At 66.1% G+C, this 16,536-nt stretch carries 18 protein-coding genes and 1 tRNA gene; 6 read left to right on the forward strand and 13 right to left on the reverse strand.

Translation table 11 applies throughout. The features are described from left to right. The first annotated feature begins 80 nt into the window (after window positions 1-80). The 3 genes from AC5P8Y_RS01545 to AC5P8Y_RS01555 are packed head-to-tail and all read left to right on the forward strand — an operon-like array spanning window position 81 to window position 1,467. Window positions 81-590, forward strand: coding sequence for a DUF3011 domain-containing protein (locus AC5P8Y_RS01545; RefSeq protein WP_005410428.1), 510 nt, complete (start codon window positions 81-83; stop codon window positions 588-590). After that, on the forward strand, window positions 587-1,030 hold the full coding sequence (locus tag AC5P8Y_RS01550; protein ID WP_495201829.1) for a DUF6713 family protein: 444 nt from the start codon (window positions 587-589) through the stop codon (window positions 1,028-1,030). The genes AC5P8Y_RS01545 and AC5P8Y_RS01550 overlap by 4 nt, the downstream gene beginning before the upstream one ends. Then, entirely contained in the window at window positions 1,027-1,467 is a 441-nt protein-coding gene (locus AC5P8Y_RS01555; protein WP_049402316.1) for a GNAT family N-acetyltransferase, read from the forward strand. The genes AC5P8Y_RS01550 and AC5P8Y_RS01555 overlap by 4 nt, the downstream gene beginning before the upstream one ends. Window positions 1,468-1,532: 65 nt before the next feature. Here AC5P8Y_RS01555 and AC5P8Y_RS01560 read toward each other — a convergent pair. The 9 genes from AC5P8Y_RS01560 to thrS all read right to left on the reverse strand — a co-directional run bounded on the left by AC5P8Y_RS01560 (window position 1,533) and on the right by thrS (window position 9,357). Next, window positions 1,533-1,609: transfer RNA gene (locus AC5P8Y_RS01560), tRNA-Pro, on the reverse strand. 68 nt (window positions 1,610-1,677) lie between these two features. Then, window positions 1,678-2,034, reverse strand: a complete 357-nt coding sequence (locus AC5P8Y_RS01565; protein WP_005410431.1) for a MerR family transcriptional regulator — start codon at window positions 2,032-2,034, stop codon at window positions 1,678-1,680. Next, entirely contained in the window at window positions 2,015-2,314 is a 300-nt protein-coding gene (locus tag AC5P8Y_RS01570; RefSeq protein ID WP_005410432.1) for an integration host factor subunit alpha, read from the reverse strand. Before AC5P8Y_RS01570 ends, AC5P8Y_RS01565 begins: the two co-directional genes overlap by 20 nt. A 27-nt stretch (window positions 2,315-2,341) precedes the next feature. Next, window positions 2,342-4,723 carry a phenylalanine--tRNA ligase subunit beta gene (gene pheT / locus AC5P8Y_RS01575; protein WP_005410433.1) on the reverse strand — a complete coding sequence of 794 codons (2,382 nt, stop codon included), beginning with the start codon at window positions 4,721-4,723 and terminating at the stop codon, window positions 2,342-2,344. Between the two features lie 120 nt (window positions 4,724-4,843). Beyond that, window positions 4,844-5,839 carry a phenylalanine--tRNA ligase subunit alpha gene (locus tag AC5P8Y_RS01580; RefSeq protein WP_005410434.1) on the reverse strand — a complete coding sequence of 332 codons (996 nt, stop codon included), beginning with the start codon at window positions 5,837-5,839 and terminating at the stop codon, window positions 4,844-4,846. A 192-nt stretch (window positions 5,840-6,031) separates the two neighbouring features. After that, entirely contained in the window at window positions 6,032-6,391 is a 360-nt protein-coding gene (rplT, locus tag AC5P8Y_RS01585) for a 50S ribosomal protein L20 (RefSeq protein WP_005410435.1), read from the reverse strand. 11 nt (window positions 6,392-6,402) lie between these two features. Further along, complete coding sequence (gene rpmI, locus AC5P8Y_RS01590; RefSeq protein WP_005410436.1) at window positions 6,403-6,600, reverse strand: 50S ribosomal protein L35; 198 nt, start codon at window positions 6,598-6,600, stop codon at window positions 6,403-6,405. Between the two features lie 264 nt (window positions 6,601-6,864). After that, on the reverse strand, window positions 6,865-7,407 hold the full coding sequence (gene infC / locus AC5P8Y_RS01595; protein WP_005410437.1) for a translation initiation factor IF-3: 543 nt from the start codon (window positions 7,405-7,407) through the stop codon (window positions 6,865-6,867). A 48-nt stretch (window positions 7,408-7,455) separates the two neighbouring features. Beyond that, entirely contained in the window at window positions 7,456-9,357 is a 1,902-nt protein-coding gene (gene thrS / locus AC5P8Y_RS01600; RefSeq protein ID WP_005410438.1) for a threonine--tRNA ligase, read from the reverse strand. A 428-nt stretch (window positions 9,358-9,785) separates the two neighbouring features. Here thrS and AC5P8Y_RS01605 point away from each other — a divergent pair, with 428 nt between their 5' ends. Genes AC5P8Y_RS01605 through AC5P8Y_RS01615 form a run of 3 tightly spaced genes read left to right on the forward strand, consistent with a single transcriptional unit; the run spans window position 9,786 to window position 11,915 of the window. Further along, the gene (locus tag AC5P8Y_RS01605) at window positions 9,786-10,082 is read left to right on the forward strand and encodes a hypothetical protein (RefSeq protein WP_005410439.1); all 297 of its coding nucleotides are present in this window, start codon (window positions 9,786-9,788) and stop codon (window positions 10,080-10,082) included. Beyond that, on the forward strand, window positions 10,082-10,345 hold the full coding sequence (locus AC5P8Y_RS01610; protein WP_033835141.1) for a hypothetical protein: 264 nt from the start codon (window positions 10,082-10,084) through the stop codon (window positions 10,343-10,345). The genes AC5P8Y_RS01605 and AC5P8Y_RS01610 overlap by 1 nt, the downstream gene beginning before the upstream one ends. Window positions 10,346-10,355: 10 nt before the next feature. Continuing rightward, the gene (locus AC5P8Y_RS01615) at window positions 10,356-11,915 is read left to right on the forward strand and encodes a PepSY-associated TM helix domain-containing protein (RefSeq protein WP_049402314.1); all 1,560 of its coding nucleotides are present in this window, start codon (window positions 10,356-10,358) and stop codon (window positions 11,913-11,915) included. A gap of 129 nt (window positions 11,916-12,044) precedes the next feature. Here AC5P8Y_RS01615 and AC5P8Y_RS01620 read toward each other — a convergent pair whose 3' ends face one another. From AC5P8Y_RS01620 to rpsO, 4 genes are all read right to left on the reverse strand, one after another. After that, window positions 12,045-12,437 carry a VOC family protein gene (locus AC5P8Y_RS01620; protein WP_005410442.1) on the reverse strand — a complete coding sequence of 131 codons (393 nt, stop codon included), beginning with the start codon at window positions 12,435-12,437 and terminating at the stop codon, window positions 12,045-12,047. Between the two features lie 90 nt (window positions 12,438-12,527). Next, on the reverse strand, window positions 12,528-13,718 hold the full coding sequence (locus tag AC5P8Y_RS01625) for a glycoside hydrolase family 18 protein (RefSeq protein ID WP_049402313.1): 1,191 nt from the start codon (window positions 13,716-13,718) through the stop codon (window positions 12,528-12,530). Window positions 13,719-14,005: 287 nt separating this feature from the next. After that, window positions 14,006-16,114, reverse strand: coding sequence for a polyribonucleotide nucleotidyltransferase (gene pnp / locus AC5P8Y_RS01630; RefSeq protein WP_033835143.1), 2,109 nt, complete (start codon window positions 16,112-16,114; stop codon window positions 14,006-14,008). A gap of 151 nt (window positions 16,115-16,265) precedes the next feature. Beyond that, window positions 16,266-16,526 carry a 30S ribosomal protein S15 gene (gene rpsO / locus AC5P8Y_RS01635; RefSeq protein ID WP_005410445.1) on the reverse strand — a complete coding sequence of 87 codons (261 nt, stop codon included), beginning with the start codon at window positions 16,524-16,526 and terminating at the stop codon, window positions 16,266-16,268. Window positions 16,527-16,536: the final 10 nt, after the last annotated feature.

Raw genomic sequence — 16,536 nt, forward strand, 5'->3', positions numbered from 1 at the left:
AGCCGCTTCCGGAACGATGCGTTCCGACGGCCCCGTGCTGGGTCATTCTTGCCGCCCGAATCCCCGCCCGAGGCTCCCCCATGACCCTTCGCCCGCTGCTGCCGATCACCGGCGCCGCCCTTGCCCTGCTGCTGGCCGCCACCGCCGTGGCCGCCCAGGACTACGACACTGATCACATTCCAGCGCTGCGCTGCGAATCCCAGTTCAACAAGACCGAGCAATGCCCCATCGAGGGACCGATGCGCCTGGCCAGGCAGCTGTCGGTGACCCGTTGCGTGGAAGACCAGAACTGGGGCCAGAGCCGGCGCATGCTGTGGGTGACCGACGGCTGCCGCGCCGAGTTCGTTGCCGACGAACACGGCCGCTGGCCGGGACGTGGCCGCAGCCGTGATCGCGACAACGAGGGCGAACGCCTGGTCTGCGAGTCCTACGAGAACAAGGACAAGGAGTGCCGGATTCGCGTGCGCCATGAGGTACGGCTGGTCAGGCAGAAATCGGTGACAGCCTGCATCGAGGACCGCAACTGGGGCTGGGACCGCCGTGGGGTGTGGGTCAGCGACGGCTGCCGTGCCGAGTTCCGGGTGTATTGACTGCCGGCCGCGCGCTGGCTGCATCGAGCAGGCGTGCGTGCCAGGCGGCGTCGATAGACTATGGCCTGCACGGCAGGGAGCACGACATGGAACGATGGTATCTGGCGACGCCGCTGGCGTTGATCCTGCATCAGATCGACGCTGCATTCTGGCAGGAATGGGCCATGTTCCATGTCCCCGGTGGCATCCAGGGCTTCCTGCTGTTCAACCTGTTCGCAGTCGGCGCCGCGCTTTGGGGTTATCGCCAGATCGTGCTGGGCACATCCACGGCGCGCAGCTATGCACTGGCTTGCGGGGGGCTCGGCATTGGCACGGCACTGATCCATCTGGCCTTTGCCCTGTTCGGTCGCAGTGAATTCCACCTGCCGCTGTCGATTGCCGTCCTGCTCGCCGGCTTTGTGTCGGGTGGCGGCCTGTTGCTGAAGCTGCGCCCGCGATGAACCGGACGTCCTCTTCTCCGCACCTGCGCGACGGCATTCCGCAGGACGCAGATGCCTTGATCGCGCTCGACAGCGTGACAGCCACTGATCCACGGCGGATCATGCAGATTGCCGACTGGCTGGCGCACGGCGTCGTGCAGGTCGCCGAGCAGGGCGGCAAGATCGTCGGCTACCTGGTCATCCATCACCACTTCTTTGGCGAAGCCTTCATTGAAATGTTGAGGGTGGCGCGCGAACAGCGCAGCCAGGGTATCGGCGCCATCCTGCTGCGGCACGCGATCACGTGGCGCGGTGGCGGCAAGCTGTTCACCTCGACCAATGCCTCCAACACGGGCATGCAACGCCTGCTCGCTGCCGCCGGCTTCGTGGGCAGCGGCATCGTGCATGGCCTGGATGAAGGCGATCCGGAACTCATCTACCGCTTCGCGGAAGACTGATCAGCATCTGCAGAACGCACAAAAAAGCCCGCGCATTGCTGCGCAGGCTCCTTGATTCATCACAGTGGTCGGGACGGCCGGATTCGAACCGACGACCCTCTGCCCCCCAGGCAGATGCGCTACCAGGCTGCGCTACGCCCCGACTGATGCTGCGATGTGCCCGCCAGTGCGGCGGGCCGTGAAGTATAGCGGATTACGATGGAAATGGGATCAGCGGCGCAACAACTGCAGCACTTCTTCCAGCTCCATGCGCACCTGCTTGATGATCTGGTTGCTCAGCGCCGATTCCTCGCGGGCATCGGGGCCATCCAGGCGCAGGCGTGCACCACCGATGGTGTAGCCCTGTTCGTACAGCAGGCTGCGGATCTGCCGCACCATCAGCACGTCATGGCGCTGGTAGTAGCGGCGATTGCCTCGGCGCTTGGCCGGCTCAAGGCTGGGAAACTCGGTTTCCCAGTAGCGCAGGACGTGCGGCTTGACGTCGCACAGCTCGCTGACCTCACCAATGGTGAAGTAGCGCTTGGCCGGGATCGGCGGTAGTTCGCGGTTACTGCCCGGATCCAGCATAAGCCTCCACCCTCTCCTTGAGCTTCTGGCCCGGACGGAAGGTGACCACCGTACGGGCGGAAATCGGAATTTCCTCGCCGGTCTTGGGGTTGCGACCCGGGCGCTGGTTCTTGCGCCGCAGATCGAAATTACCGAAGCCCGACAGCTTCACCTGACGTCCCTGTTCCAATGCTTCACGCAGCACATCGAAAAACGCGTCGACGAATTCCTTGGCTTCACGCTTGTTCAGACCGACTTCGTCGAACAGCTTTTCCGCCATCTCCGCCTTGGTCAATGCCATTGCCTGCTACCCCCGAGTGCTGCCCGCTCAGCCGCGGATCCGGGCGTGGTGTTCACGCTCGATGGCAGTGACCGCCTCGGCCACCACCGCATCCACGTCGCGGTCCGTCAGAGTGCGCGACTTGTCCTGCAAAATCAAGCCCATAGCGAGACTCTTGAAGCCCGGCTCGACGCCCTGGCCAACATAGCGGTCGAACAGGTTCAGGTCGCGCAGCAGCGGGCCGGCGGCCTGGCGGACGGTCGCCGCCAGGTCGGCCCAGGCCACCTGCTCAGGCACCAGGAACGCTAGGTCGCGGCGCACCGCCGGGAAGCGCGACAGCTCGCCGGCACGCGGCAGGCGACGGGCGGTCAGCGGCTCCAGGTCCAGCTCGAAGGCGTACACGTCGGCTTCGATCTCCATCGCCCGCGCCAGGCGCGGATGGATCTGGCCGATCCAGCCGATGGCCACGCCATCGCGGAACACCTCGGCCGAACGCGCCGGGTGGCCGTAGGCGCGGGCCGACGGACGGAACTCCAGCTGCGCGCCACTGGCAGCCGCCAGCGATTCCAGGTCGCCCTTCAGGTCATGGAAATCGACCTTGCGGGTCGGCAGGCCCCACTGCACCGCCTGCGCCTCACCGCAGACCGCAGCGGCCACGCGCGGGGTTTCCAGCGGCGCCGGTTGGCCGTCTCCGCTCTGCTGGGCAAACACACGGCCGATCTCGAACAGGCGCACGCGGCCCAGCTGGCGCGCGGCATTGCGGCCAAGCGTGGCGACCAGGCCCGGCAGCAGCGACGGACGCATCACCGCCAGTTCCGCCGACAGCGGGTTGGCCAGCGGCACCAGACCGTCGCGCAGCTGCCACTGGGTCAGCAGCGCGTCGTCGACGAAGGCGAAGTTGACGGTTTCCTGCTGGTCACGGGCGATCAGCTGGCGGCGCACGCTCAGCGCGTCCAGCTGCGTCTCGCTCGGCATCGCCACGCGCGAGGCACCGCCCGGCAGCGTGGTCGGGATCTGCTCGTAACCGTGGATGCGGGCCAGCTCTTCGATCAGGTCTTCTTCGATGGCGATGTCGAAGCGGCGGCTCGGCGCCGTGACCTGCCAGCCCTCGGCGGTGGCAACCACGTCCATGCCAAGCGCGCGCAGGATGCGCTCGACTTCGGCATCGTCGATGCTGATGCCGAGCACGCGGGTGATGCGGGCGCGGCGCAGCACGATGGTCGCCGGCTGCGGCAGATCGGCTTCACGCACGGCCTCGGTGACCGGTGCCGGGGTACCGCCGGCCAGGTCCAGCACCAGGCGGGTGGCGTACTCGATCGCGGTGCGCGGCAGCGCCGGATCGACGCCGCGCTCGAAGCGATGGCCGGCATCGGTGTGCAGGCCCAGCTTGCGGCCACGGCCCATGATCGCGGCCGGCGCGAAGTGCGCGGCTTCCAGGAACACGGCGGTGGTCGCGTCGGTGACGCGGGTGTCGAAGCCGCCCATCAGGCCGGCCAGGCCGACCGCACGGTCAGCATCGGTGACCACCAGGAAGCTGTCGTCCAGCGCAGCATCGCGGCCGTCCAGCAGCTTCAGCGTCTCGCCCGCGCGCGAACGGCGCACGGCGATGCTGCCCTGCAGGGTGCCCAGGTCGTACGCGTGCATCGGCTGGCCCAGCTCCAGCATCACGTACTGGGTGATGTCGACCAGCAGCGAGACCGGACGCACGCCGCTGCGGCGCAGGCGCTCGGCCATCCACAGCGGGGTCCTGGCGGCAGCATTGACGCCTTCGATGACACGGCCCAGGTAACGCGGCGCTTCGGCGCCGGCGTCGAGCTGGATGCTCAACTCACGGCTGCCGACTGCCGGAATGGCGTCGGCAGCGAAGTCCAACACTTCACTGCGGGTGGCCGCAGCGACGTCGTAGGCGATGCCGCGCAGGCTGAAGCAGTCGGCGCGGTTCGGGGTCAGCTTGATCTCGATGCTGGCGTCCGGCAGGCCCAGGTACTCGACCAGGGTCTGGCCGATCGGGGCATCGTCCGGCAGTTCCAGCAGGCCGGACGCATCGCTGTCCAGGCCCAGCTCCTTGGCCGAGCACAGCATGCCGTTGGACTCGACGCCACGCAGCTTGGCCGGTTTGATCTTCAGCTCGCCGATCTGCGCACCAACCATCGCCAGCGGCGCGACCAGGCCCGGGCGTGCGTTCGGTGCGCCACACACGATCTGCAGCAGTTCGCCCTGCCCGGCATCGACCCTGCACACCTGCAGGCGGTCGGCTTCCGGATGGCGCACGGCTTCAACGATGCGTGCCACGACCACGTGATCGAGGCCTTCGCCAAGCGCGGTTACTTCTTCCACTTCCAGGCCGATGGCGGTCAGCACCGCGCTCAGCTCATCGCGCGAGGCGGAGGTCGGGACGTGGCTGCGCAGCCAGTTTTCGGAGAATTTCATGGTGTCACCCTGGTGGGAGGCGTGCCTCCCGTTGCGGTTTTTGGGGTCGCCCAGCGCATGCGCAAGCAGGCGTCCATCCAGAAAGCAGCCGAGCAGGGCTCGGCTCTACACGGTTGCGGCTTACGCGAACTGCTTCAGGAACCGCACATCGTTCTCGAAGAACGCGCGCAGGTCGTTGACGCCGTAGCGCAGCATCGCGAAACGCTCCACGCCCATGCCGAAGGCGAAGCCGGTGTAGCGCTCCGGATCGATGCCGACATTGCGCAGCACGTTCGGATGGACCATGCCGCAGCCGAGCACTTCCAGCCAGCGGGTGCTGCCATCGGGCTGCTGCCAGGCGATGTCCACTTCCGCGCCCGGTTCAACGAACGGGAAATAGCTGGGACGGAAACGCATCTCGAAGTCGCGCTCGAAGAACGCGCGCACGAACTCGGCCAACGTGCCCTTCAGGTCGGCGAAGGTCGAATGCTCGTCCACCAGCAGGCCTTCCACCTGGTGGAACATCGGCGAGTGGGTCTGGTCGCTGTCGCTGCGGTAGACCTTGCCGGCGGCGATCATGCGCAGCGGCGGCGCGTGGTCGCCCATGTAGCGCACCTGCACACCGGAGGTATGCGTACGCAGGAGGCGGCCGTCGCCGAAGTAGAAGGTGTCATGCATGGCGCGCGCCGGGTGGTGCGGCGGGAAGTTCAGCGCCTCGAAGTTGTGCCAGTCGTCCTCGATCTCCGGCCCCTCCGACAGCTCGTAGCCCAGCCGGCCGAAGATGCCGGTGATGCGCTCCAGGGTGCGGGTGATCGGGTGCAGGCCGGCACGGTCGCCATTGCGGCCCGGCAGGGTGATGTCGATGGCTTCGGCGGCCAGGCGCGCATCCAGTGCCGCGTCTTCCAGCAGCGCCTTGCGCTCGCCCAGCGCGCGGGTCAGCACGTCGCGGGCCTGGTTGATCGCTTCACCGGCGGCCTTGCGCTCGTCGGCCGGCAGGGCACCGAGCTGCTTGAGCTGCGAGGTGATGCTGCCGCTCTTGCCAAGCAGGGCCACGCGCAGCTGCTCCAGCACGTCGGGGCTCTGTGCGGCGGCCACATCGGCCAGCGCCTGGGTGGTGAGGGATTGGATGTCGCTCATGGGGGGCTGGAACTCCAGTCGATCTGCCATCGCGATGCGCGAAGGGCCGACCCCTGTCGCCACCGCCGTCCCCGCGCTGCCGTCGTGGCCTCGCCGGGACCCAAAAAAGAATGGGGAAGGACTTGCGCCCTTCCCCATGCATTGCCTTGACCTGACACCGTCCGAGTGAACGGTTACGGCATCGGGAAGGACTTATGCCGCCAGCGCGCCCTTGGCCTTTTCGGCCAGCGCAGCAAAACCGGCTGCGTCGTGCACGGCGATGTCAGCCAGGACCTTGCGATCCAGGGTGATGCCGGCCTTCAGCAGACCGTTCATGAAGCGGCTGTAGCTCAGGCCGTTGATGCGGGCAGCCGCATTGATACGGGTGATCCACAGCGAGCGGAAGTTGCGCTTCTTCTGCTTACGGCCGATGTAGGCGTACTGCTGTGCCTTGATGACCGCCTGCTTGGCGACGCGGAAGACCTTGCGGCGGGCGTTGTAATAGCCCTTGGCGAGATCCAGGATTTTCTTGTGGCGGCGACGCGCCTGTACGCCACGCTTAACTCGTGCCATTTTTCAGTTCCTCAGAGGTAAGGGAGCATGCGGTCCAGACGGCCTGCGTCTTCTGCACGGACATGGCCCGTCTGACGCAGATTACGCTTACGCTTGGTCGCTTTCTTCGTGAGGATGTGGCTACGGTTGGCGTGGCCGCACTTGTACTTGCCCGAGGCGGTCTTGCGGAAACGCTTGGCCGCTGCCCGGTTGGTCTTGATCTTGGGCATTGCAATGTCCTTGATGGGATATGACCCTGGTTTCTGACTGATCTGGCGGCGGCCTGGGCCGCTCTTTCCGTCCTGCCATGATCGGCGTACGACCCGTCCTGGGTGGGTCGAGCCGGGCATGATACAGGCAAAACCGCCCTGCCACCAGCCCCTGCAACCCTTTACCGGCGATTCACCGGCGTCCTGCAAAAGCAAAGGGACGCCAGCGGCGTCCCCTTACCTGAACCCTTCAGCCAGGCGCCCCGGAAGGCGGCCCGTCAGGCCTCAGGTCTTCTTCTTCGGCGCGATCATCATGACCATCTGACGCCCTTCCAGGCGCGGACGGGATTCAATGACGATGTCCTCGCCCAGATCGGTCTCGATCCGGTTGGCCATTTCGCGGCCCAGTTCCTGGTGGCTCATTTCACGGCCACGGAAACGGATGTTGACCTTGATCTTGTCACCATCTTCGAGGAACCCGCGCATCTTGCGCAGCTTGATCTGGTAGTCGCCCTCGTCCGTGACCGGACGGAACTTCACTTCCTTGATCTCGACCTGCTTGGTCTTCTTCTTGGCCTCGCTGGCCTTCTTCTGCGCTTCGAACTTGAACTTGCCGAAGTCCATGATCTTGCAGACCGGCGGATCGGCCTGCGGCTGGATCTCGACCAGGTCCAGGCCTTCATCTTCTGCCATGGACAGCGCTTCGTCGCGCGACAACACGCCGATCATTTCTCCGTCACTGCCGATCACGCGGACGCGCGGCACACGGATTTCCTGATTCTTGCGGTTCTGTTTGTTGTCAGGGGTGCTGATATTACGTTCTCCCAAGGGTATCGAACCGGTCCGGGTGCCTGTGCGCCCGGACCGGACCTTTGCTTACGCGCCCTCGGCGTGGAGCCGCTCGATGAAGGCCTGCAGGCTCATGCTGCCCAGGTCTTCGCCAGAACGCGTACGCACCGCCACAGCCCCATTTTCCTTCTCGCGGTCACCGATGACCAGCAGGTAGGGCACGCGCTGCAACGTATGCTCGCGGATTTTATAGCCGATCTTCTCGTTACGCAAATCCGAGCTGACGCGGAAGCCTTGCTCCGCAAGGGTTTTGGTCACGCCCGAGACGTAGTCGGCCTGGGCGTCGGTGATGTTGGCCACCACCACCTGGGTCGGCGCCAGCCAGGCCGGGAACTGACCGGCATGGTGCTCGATCAGGATGCCCAGGAAGCGCTCCATCGAGCCGACGATGGCGCGGTGCAGCATGACCGGGTGCTTCTTCTGGCTGTTCTCGTCCACGTACTCGGCGCCCAGGCGGCCCGGCATCATGAAGTCCACCTGCATGGTGCCCAGCTGCCAGGTACGGCCGATGGCATCCTTCAGGTGGTACTCGATCTTCGGGCCGTAGAAGGCGCCCTCGCCCGGCAGCTCCTGCCATTCCACGCCACAGGCGGTCAGCGCCGAGCGCAGCGCGCCTTCGGCCTTGTCCCAGGTGGCGTCGTCACCCAGGCGCGATTCCGGGCGCAGCGCGATCTTGATCTGGATCTCGTCGAAACCGAAGTGCTGGTAGACCGCCAGCGCCTGCTGGTGGAAGGCAGTCACTTCCGACTCGATCTGGTTTTCCGTGCAGAACACGTGGCCGTCGTCCTGGGTGAAGCCACGCACGCGCAGGATGCCGTGCAGCGCGCCGGACGGCTCGTTGCGATGGCAGGAACCGAACTCACCATAGCGGATCGGCAGGTCGCGGTAGCTGTGCAGGCCCTGGTTGAACACCTGGATGTGGCCCGGGCAGTTCATCGGCTTGACCGCGTATGTGCGCTTCTCCGATTCGGTGAAGAACATGTTGTCCTGGTAGTTGTCCCAGTGACCGGACTTCTTCCACAGGCTCACGTCCAGGATCTGCGGGCAGCGCACTTCGCCATAGCCGCTGTTGCGGTAGACCTTGCGCATGTACTGCTCGACCACCTGCCACAGCGCCCAGCCCTTCGGGTGCCAGAACACCAGGCCCGGTGCTTCTTCCTGCAGGTGGAACAGGTCCTGCTGCTTGCCGATGCGGCGGTGGTCGCGCATCTCGGCTTCTTCGATGCGCTTGATGTACGCCTCGAGCTGCTTCTTGTCGGCCCAGGCGGTGCCGTAGATGCGCTGCAGCTGCTCGTTCTGCGCGTCGCCGCGCCAATAGGCGCCGGAGATGCGGGTCAGCTTGAAGGCTTTCAGGAAGCGCGTGTTCGGCACGTGCGGGCCACGGCACATGTCCACGTATTCCTGGTGGTAGTACATGCCCATCGCCTGGATGTCGTCGGACATGTCCTCGATCAGGCGCAGCTTGTAGTCCTCGCCACGGGCCTTGAAGATCTCGATCACTTCGGCGCGCGGGGTCATCTTCTTGATGACGTCGTAGTCCTGGGCGATCAGCTCGCCCATGCGCTTCTCGATCGCGGCCATGTCGTCCGGGGTGAACGGGCGCTCGGAGTAGATGTCGTAATAGAAGCCTTCGGCGATCACCGGGCCGATCACCATCTTCACGTCCGGGTAGAGCTGCTTGACGGCGTGGCCGACCAGGTGGGCGCAGGAGTGGCGGATGATTTCCACGCCCTCCTCGTCCTTGGCGGTGATGATGCGCAGGCTGGCATCGTGGTCGATGACGTCGCTGGCATCGACCAGCACGCCATCCACGGCACCGGCGATGGTGGCCTTGGCCAGGCCGGCGCCGATCGACTGGGCGACCTCCATGACGCTGACGGGGTTTTCAAACTCGCGGCGGCTGCCGTCGGGAAGAGTAATGTTGATCATCGCAGTGGCTTCGTGCGGGGCCCGCTGGGCGGGCTGGAAAGCGTTCCGGGGCGGCGCCCGGGCAATAAAAAAGCGCCGCGAGGGCGCCTGGAACACAGGGCCTTCGGGGGCAGGTCAACAGTGGGCGGTGGTAGTGCTCATGTCGCACGCTCGGCCGGCGCTGGGCGCGGGCCACCTTGTTCCAGTCAGGGTTCTACGATGATCTTAAACCAGCGCACGGGAAAGCCCAAGGGCTACCGTACGGTCGGCTGAATGTGCCTCGCTGGCGGCGTGAAATTGCAATGATTACCATGTCGGCGCAGGCCGCTCCGTGCCAGCCTGCCCGCTTTCCCCCAGGACCCCGTGATGCGCCACCCGCTCCGACCGGCTTCCGCCGGCCCCGCCCGTGCCCCGCGTTCGCCGGCCCGCTGCCGCGCCGGCCGCCCGCAATGATCACCGTCGGCCTTTCCACGCTCGGCTTCTGCAGCCTGGGCATGCTGGCAGCGATGTTCTCGGCGCTGGCCTTCTATGCCGCTTCGCCGCATTGTCGCTGGCCGCGCCTGCGCCGCGCCGGCCGCCTGGGCCGCCAGATCGGCCTGGTCGCCGCTGCCGCCGCGCTGTGGCTGTGGATGGCCGAGCTCGGCTTTGCCGCCGGCCTGGTGGCGATGTTGTGCACCTGGATGCTGGCCGCGATGCTGTTGCCGGCGCTGGCCGCCTGGCACCGTCCCGGCACGGAGTCGCCCTGATGTGGCCGCGCGCCTTCGCTGGCGTCGTGGCCGGCTTCTTCCTGGCCGCGGCCGCGACCGGCCTGCTGGCATGGGTACCGCCCGGCCCCTGGCAGCGGGCGCTGGTGCCGACCCTGATCGCTTTCATCCCGCTGTGGATGCTGGCCGCCCTGTGGGCGTTCAGTTTCCGCAGCGCGCTGCGCGCCTGGCTGGTGCTGGGTGGCAGCGCCGCCGCCGGCTTCGCCATGCTCGGGCTGCTGCGCCTGACCGGCGCGGTGCAATGAGACCTCTCCCATGAAGTTCAGTTCGCAGACCCTGCGCACGTTCACCACCCTGCATACCTGGGTCGGCCTGGTGGCGGGCTTCGGCCTGTTCGTGGCCTTCTACGCAGGTGCGCTGACCCTGTTCCATCACGACCTGCCACTGTGGCAGACCCCGGGAGCCGCCACCGCACTGCCCGCCGGGCTGGACGATGCGCAGTACCTGCTGGAAGACGTGCTGGCTGCGCATCCGGAGGCACGCCGCCACGTCGGCATGACCTTCCCCGGCGCCGAACACCCGCAGCCGCTTGCATACTGGCAGGCCGATGACGGCAGCTGGCGCTATGCCTGGCCCGGCCAGATCGCCGGCAGCCCCACACCACCGCAGACCGGACTGGCCGAACTGGTCAACGAGCTCCATTACAGCCTCGGCCTGCCCGTGGCCGGGATCTACGTGATGGGCATTGTCAGCCTGCTGTACGGCATGGCACTGCTCAGCGGCCTGGTGATCCATCTGCCGAAGCTGCTCGGCGACCTGTTCGCGCTGCGTCCGGGCCGCAACCTGAAGCAGCTGTGGCAGGACGCGCACAACGTGATCGGCGTGCTCAGCCTGCCTTTCCACCTGATGTTCGCGGTCACTGGTGCCCTGCTCTGCCTGGTGTTCGTGCAGATGGCCCTGCTCAACCCGTTGATCTACGACGGCAAGGCGCTGCAGGCGGTGCCGACGGCGATGGACACCGCGCCCGTGCGCGATGCCAGTGGCATTCCGGCACCGCCGGGCAGCCTGCGCGTGCTGCATGCGCGCGCGCTTGAAGTCGCCCGCGCACAGGGCGTGGCCAACTTCGAGCCGGCCTACCTGAAGCTGGCCAATGCCGGCGATGCCAATGCCACCATCGAGATCACCGGCGAATCCACCGGCACGCTCGGCCCGCTTGGCGCGGTGGCGCTGGACGTGGCCACCGGCGACGTTCTGGCCTCGCAGCTGCCGGGCCAGCGCGACGCCAACCACGCCACGCTCAGCGCCGCCTACGCGCTGCACTTCGGCGAATTCGGCAACGGCGTGGTGGTCTGGCTGTACTTCCTGCTCGGCCTTGGCGGTGCGTTCCTGTTCTATTCGGGCAACCTGCTGTGGATCGAGTCGCGGCGCAAGCGTCGCCAGCCGCAGCAGCCGCGCGCCGGGGTGAACATGGCGCGGGCGACGGTCGGCGTGTGCATCGGCCTGTGCGTGGCGATCTCGGTCGCGTTCGTCACCGCGCTGGTGCTGGAGCGGCTGGCGCCGACGGCGGTCGATCGCGGCATCCGCTGGGCCTGCTTCGGCAGTTGGGCGGCCTGTGCGCTGTGGGCCGCGCTGCGACGCCCGGCGCAGGCCGCACGCGAGTTGCTGTGGGGGGCGGCGATCAGTACCGCGCTGGTACCGGTGCTGCACGGCGCACTCAATGGTGACTGGCTCTGGCGCGCCGCCGCGCGTGGCCACTGGCCGCTGTTCTGGGTCGACGCCATCGCGCTGGCCATGGCCTTCGGCTTCGCCCGCCTGGCAGTGGCCAGCCAGCGCCGCGCCCGCAACGGCGATCCCAACAGCGTCTGGGCCAACTGAGCCTTCGCCGGGCATGCCCCGGCGCTAACTACCATTGCGCGCAACGCCCCCTGTAGCGTCGAGCTTGCTCGACAGCTGTTGATTTCGCGCCAAGCACCGTCGAGCAAGCTCGACGCTACCCAAGCAGGATCATGCCTCGCCGGGGTAACGACTCACTTCGATCAGGTTGCCATCCGGGTCGCGGAAATACACCGATTCGATCGGCCCCAGCGCGCCGGTGCGTGCAACCGGCCCCTCCTCCACTGCAACGGACTGCGCCTGCAGGTGGGACAGCACATCGACTGTCGCCATGCGCGTGACCAGGCACAGGTCGGCACTGCCCGGCGTGGGCCGCAGCGCATGCGGCTGCAGTGGAGCACTGGCCGCATGCAGATTGATCTTCTGCTGGCCGAACTGCAACGCGGTACGACCCGCGCCGAAGCGCACGACCTGCATGCCGAGCACGCGCTGGTAGAAATCACAGCTGCGGTCGATGTCGGCGACGGTGAGGACCAGGTGGTCCAGGCGTTCAAGATGGATCATGCCCGCAGCGTAACGCTGCGGGCGTGGCGATGCTGTGCGGGGTTGGGCCAGTGGCATTGCGGCATTGCGCCGGGCATTGCCTGATGCAGCTCAATCGCCGATGCGCGCCTTCTGCCAGGGGCCCAGCATGGCGTTGAGCAGGCTGGCCTGTTCGTCGTCGCCGGTCAGCTCCCACATGAACACCCCGGCCAGGCCCTGCTCACGGGCGAACTGCGCACGCAGGCCGATCGAGCGCGGGTCTTCATAGCTGATGAAGATCTTCTGCCCGGCGCTGTACAGCCACGGGCTCTGCGCCTGCGGCTGCCAGTGTTTCGTCCAACCCGGCTGATCGAGATAGCGCGCCTTGATCACCCGCCAGTCGCCGGCATCGGCCGGCGCACTGTAGGACTGGTACAGCCCATCCGCTGCATCGCCGGTGACCTTGAAGCCGCGCCCGTAGAAGGGTACGCCCAGCACCAGCTTCTCGGCCGGCACGCCGTGCTCGCGGTAGTACTGCACCGCGCCGGCCACGTTGTTCCAGCGCCGCAGCTCCGGGGCCAGCGGATCGGCCGGCACTTCATGCAGCGGCGCATTGAAGGTCGACACCGCCGAGAAACCGGTGCCCATGTCGTAGCTCATCAGGTTGATGAAATCGAACACCTTGGCCAACGCCGGCAGGTCGTAGCTCGCTGCTGGATCGTAGGGGCCATCGGTCTGCAGGCGACCGGCGGCCAGAGCGGCGGTCAGCAGCATCGGCTGTCGCTCCTTGCGCCCGTGCGCGTCGAGTGCCACGCGGAACGCCTGCGCGAGCCGGGTCAGGTTGGCACGATCCTGCGGGCGGTGCGCCAGCTCGTTCGGTCCGCCACTGACCGGGAACTCCCAGTCGATGTCCACGCCATCGAAGCTGCCGGCATGGCGGTCGAAAAACAGCGCCATGCACGAGTCGACCAGGCGCTTGCGGCTGGCCTCGGTCAGCGCTGCATCGGAGAATCCACCTGCGCCCCATCCACCAATTGAGATCAGCGTGCGCAGATGCGGGTGCGCCTTCTTCAGCTCGGCCAGCGCAGCAAAATTCTTCGGCGCTTCGGCGCCGACCGTGCAGCGGCCGTCCTCGATGGTGGAGAACGCGTAGAACAGGTGGGTGAGGCGCTCGGCCGGAATGCTCGACACCGGGTAGCGCTCGGCCGAGCCGCCGGGGTAGTAGGCACCGAAGATCGGCGGCTGTGCGGGCGCGGCATGCAAGGCAATGGGCAGGGCGCCGGCAATCAGCACGGCAAGGACGGCCACGGTCTGGCGGAACATGGGATCTCCCGGTTCGAAGGCGCAGCCACGTTAGCAAACGGATGGAGCTGCGGGATGGTTGTCGCGGCATGTCGTCCAGTGGACAGGTGCGATCCGCGCAACCGCGACAGAACGATGGCTGCGTAGCGCCTCTCGTGCACCGCGGCAGGACATTCAACGACCTGGGTGCGCGGTTCTTCATAACAGCGAGGCAAAGAAAAAGCGGGCCGAAGCCCGCTTTTTCAATTCAGCGATTCCAGAAGCGTGTCAACCAAGGTTGACACCTACCGTAATTGACCGGAGGTCGATTACTCGGCGCTGGCGGCGCCGCCTTCTTCCACGGCCTTCATCGACAGGCGGATACGGCCCTGCTTGTCGACTTCCAGCACCTTGACCTTGACCACATCGCCTTCCTTCAGCACGTCGCCGACCTTCTCGACGCGATCGCTGGAGATCTGCGACACGTGGACCAGACCGTCCTTGCCCGGCAGGATGGTGACGAACGCACCGAAGTCCATGATCTTGGCGACCTTGCCTTCATAGATGCGGCCCGGTTCGACGTCCGAGGTGATCTGCTCGATGCGGGCCTTGGCGGCCTGCGCAGCGATGGCGTTGACCGAAGCGATGACGATGGTGCCGTCGTCCTGGATGTCGATCTGGGTGCCGGTTTCCTTGGTGATGGCCTGGATGGTCGAACCACCCTTGCCGATCACTTCGCGGATCTTGTCCGGGTGGATCTTGATGGTCAGCAGGCGCGGCGCGTAGTCCGACAGCTCTTCACGCGGAGCGGTCAGGCCGTGGGCCATTTCGCCCAGGATGTGCAGACGGCCAGCCTTGGCCTGCTGCAGGGCCTGCTTCATGATCTCTTCGGTGATGCCTTCGATCTTGATGTCCATCTGCAGGGCGGAAATGCCCTCAGCGGTACCGGCGACCTTGAAGTCCATGTCGCCCAGGTGATCTTCGTCACCCAGGATGTCGGACAGGACGACGAAGCGCTCGCCTTCCTTGACCAGACCCATGGCGATACCGGCCACCGGAGCCTTCACCGGCACGCCGGCGTCCATCAGGGCCAGCGACGAGCCGCAGACCGAGGCCATCGACGAGGAACCGTTCGACTCGGTGATTTCCGAGACGACGCGGATGGTGTACGGGAAGGCTTCCAGCGACGGCATGACAGCCAGCACGCCGCGCTTGGCCAGGCGACCGTGGCCGATTTCGCGGCGCTTCGGGCCCATCATGCGACCGCACTCACCCACCGAGAACGGGGGGAAGTTGTAGTGGAACAGGAAGTTTTCCTTGTACTCACCGGCAACGGCGTCGATGACCTGGCCGTCACGGGCGGTGCCCAGGGTGATGGTCACGATGGCCTGGGTTTCGCCACGGGTGAACAGCGAGGAACCGTGGGTACGCGGCAGCACACCGGTCTTCACGGCGATCGGGCGGACGGTGTCCAGCGCACGGCCGTCGATACGGACCTTGGTGTCCAGCACCGAGTCACGCATGGTGCGGTATTCCAGCTCGCCGAATTCCTTCGACAGCTCGGCCGGGTTCCAGCCTTCGGCGGCCACGCGGCCAGCCAGGGTTTCGAACACGTCCTTCTTGATTGCCGAGATGGCGTCGCGGCGCTGCAGCTTGTCACGCACCTGGAAGGCTTCGCCCAGGCGCGGGCCGATGGCTTCCTTCAGGGCGGAGATCAGCGCGTCGTTCTTGGCCGGGGCTTCCCAGGTCGACGGCTTGGTGCCGGCTTCGACGGTCAGCTCGTTGATCGCGTTGATGACCTTCTGCATTTCGCGGTGACCGAAGGTCACGGCGCCCAGCATCACTTCTTCGGACAGCAGCGCGGCTTCGGATTCAACCATCAGCACGGCGTTGGAGGTACCGGCGACGACCAGTTCCAGCTGCGAGTCAGCCAGTTCGCTGACGGTCGGGTTCAGGATGTACTCGCCGTTCTTGTAACCGACCTTGGCAGCGCCGATCGGACCCATGAACGGGGTGCCGGCCAGGGCCAGGGCAGCGGAGGCACCGATCAGGGCCGGGATGTCGCCGTCCACGTCCGGGTTCAACGACATGACCGTGGCGATGATCTGCACTTCGTTCTTGTAGTCTTCCGGGAACAGCGGACGGATCGGACGGTCGATCAGACGCGAGATCAGGGTTTCCTTCTCGGTCGCACGGCCTTCACGCTTGAAGAAACCACCCGGGATACGGCCGCCGGCGTAGAACTTTTCCTGATAATCGACGGTCAGCGGGAAGAAGTCCTGGCCTTCGCGCGCGCTCTTGGCGGCGACGGCGGTGACCAGCAGTACGGTGTCGTCCATCTTGACGATGACGGCGCCGCTGGCCTGACGGGCGACTTCGCCGGTCTCAAGCGTGACGGTGTGCTTGCCGTACTGGAAGGTTTTGGTGATTTTTGCCACGGAGGGTGTCCTTGGGGATGCTGTCTGCGAATTTGGACCGTCGGCGACCCTTGCCGCCAGCGGGTGGCCGGATCGTTCCGGCCTGAATCGGGGATTGCGGTACTACAAAACAAAACCGCGGCGCATCGCTGCGCCGCGGGGGATTCGTTGCTTAGCGACGCAGGCCAAGCTTCTCGATCAGGGCCTTGTAGCGCTCGACGTCCTTCTTCTTCAGGTAGTCGAGCAGGCTGCGACGGCGGTTGACCATCTGCAGCAGGCCGCGGCGGCTGTGGTGGTCCTTCTTGTGGGTCTTGAAGTGGCCGGTCAGCAGTTCGATGCGGGCGGTCAGCAGCGCAACCTGGACTTCCGGGGAGCCGGTGTCAGCCGAGCTGCGCTTGTTGTCTTCAATGACCTTCTGGGTGTCGATCGACATTTCTTTTTCT

Source organism: Stenotrophomonas sp. YJH_SMC_12-1 (assembly GCF_059370935.1).